The organism is Pseudonocardia sp. McavD-2-B (assembly GCF_024124365.1).
In the GTDB taxonomy this organism is placed as follows: domain Bacteria; phylum Actinomycetota; class Actinomycetes; order Mycobacteriales; family Pseudonocardiaceae; genus Pseudonocardia; species Pseudonocardia alni.
In genome coordinates, this window is the sequence record NZ_JAMXSG010000334.1 from 1 (window position 1) to 5,421 (window position 5,421).

General features: G+C 77.0%; 5 protein-coding genes. All 5 read left to right on the top strand.

All coding sequences use genetic code 11. The annotated features are described in order from the left end of the window. Positions 1–264 precede the first annotated feature (264 nt). The 5 genes from NH602_RS27590 (at position 265) to NH602_RS27610 (ending at position 5,372) form a co-directional block, all read left to right on the top strand. On the top strand, positions 265–1,341 hold the full coding sequence (locus NH602_RS27590; protein ID WP_161152204.1) for a glycosyltransferase: 1,077 nt from the start codon (positions 265–267) through the stop codon (positions 1,339–1,341). Between the two features lie 47 nt (positions 1,342–1,388). Beyond that, positions 1,389–2,753 carry a UDP-N-acetylmuramate--L-alanine ligase gene (gene murC, locus NH602_RS27595; RefSeq protein WP_202417275.1) on the top strand — a complete coding sequence of 455 codons (1,365 nt, stop codon included), beginning with the start codon at positions 1,389–1,391 and terminating at the stop codon, positions 2,751–2,753. A gap of 34 nt (positions 2,754–2,787) precedes the next feature. Continuing rightward, on the top strand, positions 2,788–4,332 hold the full coding sequence (locus tag NH602_RS27600; RefSeq protein ID WP_253069322.1) for a hypothetical protein: 1,545 nt from the start codon (positions 2,788–2,790) through the stop codon (positions 4,330–4,332). 134 nt (positions 4,333–4,466) lie between these two features. Further along, the gene (locus NH602_RS27605; protein WP_179760644.1) at positions 4,467–5,003 is read left to right on the top strand and encodes a DUF4333 domain-containing protein; all 537 of its coding nucleotides are present in this window, start codon (positions 4,467–4,469) and stop codon (positions 5,001–5,003) included. Positions 5,004–5,006: 3 nt separating this feature from the next. Beyond that, positions 5,007–5,372: a hypothetical protein gene (locus NH602_RS27610; protein ID WP_179760645.1), complete on the top strand. Its 366-nt coding sequence runs from the start codon at positions 5,007–5,009 to the stop codon at positions 5,370–5,372. Positions 5,373–5,421 lie beyond the last annotated feature (49 nt).

Consider the following 5,421-nt stretch of genomic DNA (forward strand, 5'->3'; position numbering starts at 1 on the left):
GCACCGGGGTGGCAGGGCCCCGGTGGCCCGGTCGCACCCGGACCGCAGAGCCCGGTTGCCCCCCAGGGGCCCGGCGGTCCGCAGCCCCACGGCCTTCAGGGACCCGGCCCCCAGGGACCCGGCCCTCAGCCGAACGGCCCGCAGCAGAACCCGCAGGGCGATGGCGTGCCCGGGCCCGGCGTGCCCGGACCCACCGGCCCCGACGCGACCCGCACCTTCGGCCCCGCCACCACGCGACCCGCGGGGGAGCAGGCGCCGACGCCGGTGCGGGGCGGCCTGTCGGTCGTCGTCGCCGGGGGTGGGTCGGCCGGGCACATCGAGCCCGCGCTGGCCGTCGCCGACGCGATCCGGCGGCTCGTGCCGGGAGCCCGGGTCACCGCGCTCGGCACCGAGAAGGGCCTCGACACCCAGTTGATCCCGGCCCGCGGCTACCCGCTCGAGCTGATCCCGCCGGTGCCGCTGCCCCGCAAGCCCACCGCCGACCTGTTCAAGCTCCCCGGCAACGTCCGGGGCGCGGTGAAGCGGGTCCGGGAGGTGCTGGAGGCGGCGGAGGCCGACGTCGTCGTCGGGTTCGGCGGGTTCGTCTCGCTGCCCGCCTACCTCGGCGCCCGCGGCCGGGTGCCGATCGTCGTGCACGAGGCCAACGCCCGCGCCGGGCTCGCCAACAAGGTCGGTGCGCGGTTCGCCTCCGCCGTCTGCGTCGCGGTGCCCGGCACCGGACTCGCGAACGAGGAGGTGGTTGGGATGCCGCTGCGCCGCTCGATCACCACCCTGGACCGGGCGTCGCTGCGGCCGGAGGCCCGGACGTACTTCAACCTCCCCCCGCACGGCCCTGTGCTGCTGGTCTTCGGCGGCTCCCAGGGTGCCCGGACCCTGAACGACGCGGTCGCCGGGGCCCTGCCCGCCTTCACCGAGCGGGGCATCTCGGTCCTGCACGCGTACGGGAAGAACGGCACCCCCGCCGACCCGCGGCCCGGCTACGTGCCGGTCCCCTACATCGAGCGGATGGACCTCGCCTACGCCGCCGCGGACGTCGTCCTCGGCCGGTCCGGCATGACCACCGTCGCCGAGCTCACCGCCGTCGGGCTGCCCGCGGTGTACGTGCCGCTGCCGCACGGCAACGGTGAGCAGGCGCTCAACGCCCGCCCGGTCGTCGAGGCCGGGGGCGGCAAGCTCGTGCAGGACGAGGACATGAACGGCGAACGCGCGATCGACGAGCTGATGCCGATGCTCACCGACCCCGACCTGGCCCTCGCGATGGGCCGCCGCGCCCGCGCCGCCGGGCACGGCGAGGCCGACGAGAAGATCGCCCGCATCGTCATGGAGGTGGCGGGCCGGTGAGCGTGCTCTCCGACCACGTCCACCTCATCGGGATCGGCGGCGCCGGGATGAGCGGGATCGCGCGGATCCTGCTCGCCCGCGGAGCGACCGTCTCCGGGTCCGACGCGCGGGACTCCCGCACGGTCACCGCGCTGCGCGCGCTCGGCGCACGCGTCGAGACCGGGCACGACGCCGGCCACCTGCGCCACGACGGCGAGACCCCGCCGACCGTGGTCGTCTCCACCGCGATCCGGGAGACCAACCCGGAGCTGGCCGCCGCCCGCGAGCGCGGCTACGACGTCGTCCACCGGGCGGTCGCACTGGCCGCGCTCACCGAGGGACGGCGGCTGGTCGCCGTCGCCGGGACGCACGGCAAGACCTCGACGACGTCGATGGTCACCGTCGCCCTGCAGCACGCCGGGGCCGACCCGTCGTTCGCGATCGGCGGCGACCTGTCGGTGTCCGGGTCGGGCGCCCACCACGGCAGCGGCGACGTGTTCGTCGTCGAGGCCGACGAGAGCGACGGCTCGTTCACCGCGTTCGCCCCGTCGGTCGCGATCGTCACCAACGTCGAGCCCGACCACCTCGACCACCACGGCGACGAGGCCGCCTACCGGGCGGTGTTCGAGCGGTTCCTGGACCGGCTGGTGCCCGGCGCGACGCTGGTCGCCTGCGCCGACGACCCGGGGTCCGCCGAGGTCGCGGTGCGAGCGGAGGAGTCGGGCGTCACCGTGCTGCGCTACGGCCGCACCGCGACCGGCCCGCACGACGCCCGGCTGCTCGAGTTCACCCCGGACGGCACCGGCTGCCGTGCGCGGTTCCGCACCGGCGACGCCGAGCACGAGCTCACCCTCGGCGTCCCGGGCGAGCACATGGTCCTCAACGCGCTCGGTGCGTTCCTCGCCGGCGTCGCCGTCGGGACCGACCCGGCCGTGCTGCTGGAGGGCCTCGCCGGGTTCGGCGGGGTGCAGCGCCGGTTCGAGTTCAAGGGCCGCGCCCGCGGCGTGTCGGTCTACGACGACTACGCCCACCACCCCACCGAGGTCGCCGCCACCCTGCGCGCCGCCCGCGAGGCCGCGCCGGTCCGCGAGGGGCGACGCGGCCGCGTCCTGGTCGCGTTCCAGCCGCACCTGTACTCCCGCACCCGGCTGTTCGCCGCCGAGTTCGGCGCGTCGCTGTCGCTGGCGGACGAGGTGATGGTGCTCGACGTCTACGGTGCCCGGGAGGATCCCGAACCCGGCGTCGGTCCGGCGCTCATCACCGACGCGGTGACGTTGCCGGCCGGGCGGGTGCACCGAGCCCCCTCGTGGGAGCGGACACCCGCGGCGATCGCCGCGCTCGCGACCGACGGCGACGTCGTGCTCACCATGGGCGCCGGTGACGTCACCGCGCTCGGGCCGGAGATCCTGCGGGAGCTCGCCGGCGAGGGGTGAGCGCGCGACACGGCGGCGGCACAGCGGGGGCACGATGAGCAGCGACGAGCAGGACACCGGCGACGACCGGGCCCGCGTCGCCGAGGTCTGCGCCCGGCTCGACGGGCTCCCGCTGGCCGTCGAGCTGGCGGCCGCCCGCAGCCGCACCCTGTCGGTCGGGGAGATCGCCGACGCCCTCGACGACCGGTTCTCCCTGCTCGTGGGGGCCGGCCGGGGCACCCCCGCCCGGCACCGGAGCCTGGAGCACACCATCGCGCTGTCGGTCGACGACCTCGGCCCGGCCGACCGGCGGCTGTTCGGGGCGCTGTCGGTGTTCACCGGCGGGTTCGACGCGGCCGCGGCCGCCGACGTCGCCGGGGTGCCGGTCCGCGACGGGCTGGCCACGCTCGTCGCGAAGTCCCTGGTCGGCGTCGACACCGGCGCACCGGGCCCCCGCCGGTTCGCGCTGCTGGAATCCCTGCGTGCCTTCGGCGACACCCTGCTCGACGACGCCGCGCGTACGGCGGCCCGCACCGCGCACCGGCGCTGGGTCCTCGGCGTCGTCACCGAGGCCGACGCCGCCTGGCTCGGCCACGACGCGGCCCGCTGGTTCGGGCGGGTCCGCGCCGAGCAGCCGAACGTGCGGGCCGCGTTCGGGGCCGCGCTCGCCGACGGGAGTACCGCCGCGGTCGACGACGCGCTGCGCCTGGCCGGGGCGATGGGCTGGTACTGGTACCGCTTCGGCCGGGTCGCCGAGGGCATCGGGTGGGCCACCGCCGCGCTGGCCGCGGCCGGGCCGGACGCCGACCCGGAGGCCGTCGGGCTGGCGCACTTCGCCTCCGGTCCCCTGCGCTACCTGGCCGGCGACCCGGCCGGTGCGGCCGCCGACGTCGCCGCCGGGCTGGAACGGATGGACCCGGCCCGGCACCCGACGAAGGTCGCCCGCGGGCTGGCGTTCCGCGCCTACCTGGCCGCGGCGGCCGACCCGGCGGCCGCGCAGGCCCTGCTGGGCGAGGCACTCGCGGTCTCGCGCGCGGCCGGGGACGGCCCCGGTGAGTCCGAGACGCTGATGGCCGCCGGGCACCTCGCGCGCCTCGGCGGGGACACGGCGACGGCGCTGGACGTGCTGCGGTCCGCGGTGGCCGTGGCGCGGCGGGCCGGGCACGGGTTCGCCGACGGGTCCTCGCGCTGGCACCTGGTGAAGACCCTGCTTGACCGCGGCGATCCGGCTGCGCTGGACGAGGCGGAGTCGCTCGTGCGGTTCCTCGGTGGCGAACCCGACGTGACGTCCTGGCTGGTCGCGGTGCACACGCTCGCGGGCGCGCTGGGACAGTCCGGCGACGGAGCGCGGGGCGCCCGGCTGCTGGGGGCGGTGTCCGCGGTCGGCGGCGAGGTCGGCTACCGGCCCGAGGAGATGGACCCGCAGGACTCCGAGCGCAACGTCGCCCTGGTCCGGGCCGCGCTCGGCGGCTCGGCGGAGCGGTACGCCACCGCGTTCACCGAGGGCGTCGCGGGTGGGCGGGCGGCGATCGCCGCGGTCCTCGACGAGCTCGGTGACGGCGGCACCGTCGCCACCCGGGTGGTGGGCCGGAGCGCCTGAGCCGCGCTCCGCGGGACCGCGTGCAGGACCCTGCAAGGCCGCTGCAAGTGGATTGCCAGTGGCCCACCGCAGAGTTCGTGGTGTTCGCCCCACCGGCCGCCCGGGCCGCCGGGGCCACCACCCGAGGAGACACCATGAACGCCACCCTGCGCAGCCTCGCCCGGCTCGGCCTGGTCGCCGCGGCGACCGGCACCGTCCTGTTCGGCACCACGGCCTGCAGCCTCGCCTCCGTCCCGGCGGACAGCGTCGAGCAGCAGATCGTCAGCAAGCTGGGCGCGCAGGGCGTCTCCCTCGACAACGGGAAGGCCGACTGCGCCACCGACCTCGACGCGACCGTCGGGGCGAGCCAGACCTGCGAGTTCCACTCCGGTGGCCAGCCGGTCGGCGCGGTCGTCACCGTCACCGCCGTCGACGGAGACAACGTCTCCTTCGACATCACCACCGAGCCCCGCCCGGTGCCGAAGGCCCTGCTGCAGGACACCGTCGGCTCGCTCGTCGCGCAGAACGCCGGCGTCCCGATCGACGCCACCACCTGCGACGGCGACCTCGCCCCCACCACCGGCCAGGCCGTCGGCTGCCGCGTCACCTCCGGCGAGGACTCGATCGACGTCCGCGCGACCGTGACCGAGGTCCAGGGCGGTCTGGTCAACTTCGACGTCGAGCAGGTCTGAGCCGTGCGGACCGCGACCTGGCTCTCCGCACTCGCACTGGTCGTCGTCGCCGGGGCCCCGCTGACCGCCTGCTCGACCGGACCGGAACGGCAGGTGTGCGGGGTCCTGGAGGCCGACGGCGACGACTACCTGGAGGTGGACCCGGCCGCCTGCCCGGCGCCCGAGGCGGTCGTGTCACCGGCCGGGCCGCGGTGGGTCCCGGTGTCCGCACTCGACGACGACCACGACCACCACCGCACGGTCGTCGCCCGGTCCCCGGGCACACCGCGGACCACCGTCGCGCGGACCCCGGCCCCCCGGGCGACCGCGGCGCCGCGGACCACGACGAAGACGACGACGAGTCCGAAACGGACGACCCGGTCCCGGTGAGCACCGTGCCCCGGTCACCGCGGGCCGGCCGCCGGCGGGCGCGGGGTCC

Bases quoted from the DNA above. Each gene is read 5' to 3' on its own strand.
- NH602_RS27605 (WP_179760644.1), top strand. From the start codon at position 4,467: ATGAACGCCACCCTGCGCAGCCTCGCCCGGCTCGGCCTGGTCGCCGCG.
- NH602_RS27600 (WP_253069322.1), top strand. From the start codon at position 2,788: ATGAGCAGCGACGAGCAGGACACCGGCGACGACCGGGCCCGCGTCGCC.
- murC (WP_202417275.1), top strand. From the start codon at position 1,389: ATGAGCGGGATCGCGCGGATCCTGCTCGCCCGCGGAGCGACCGTCTCC.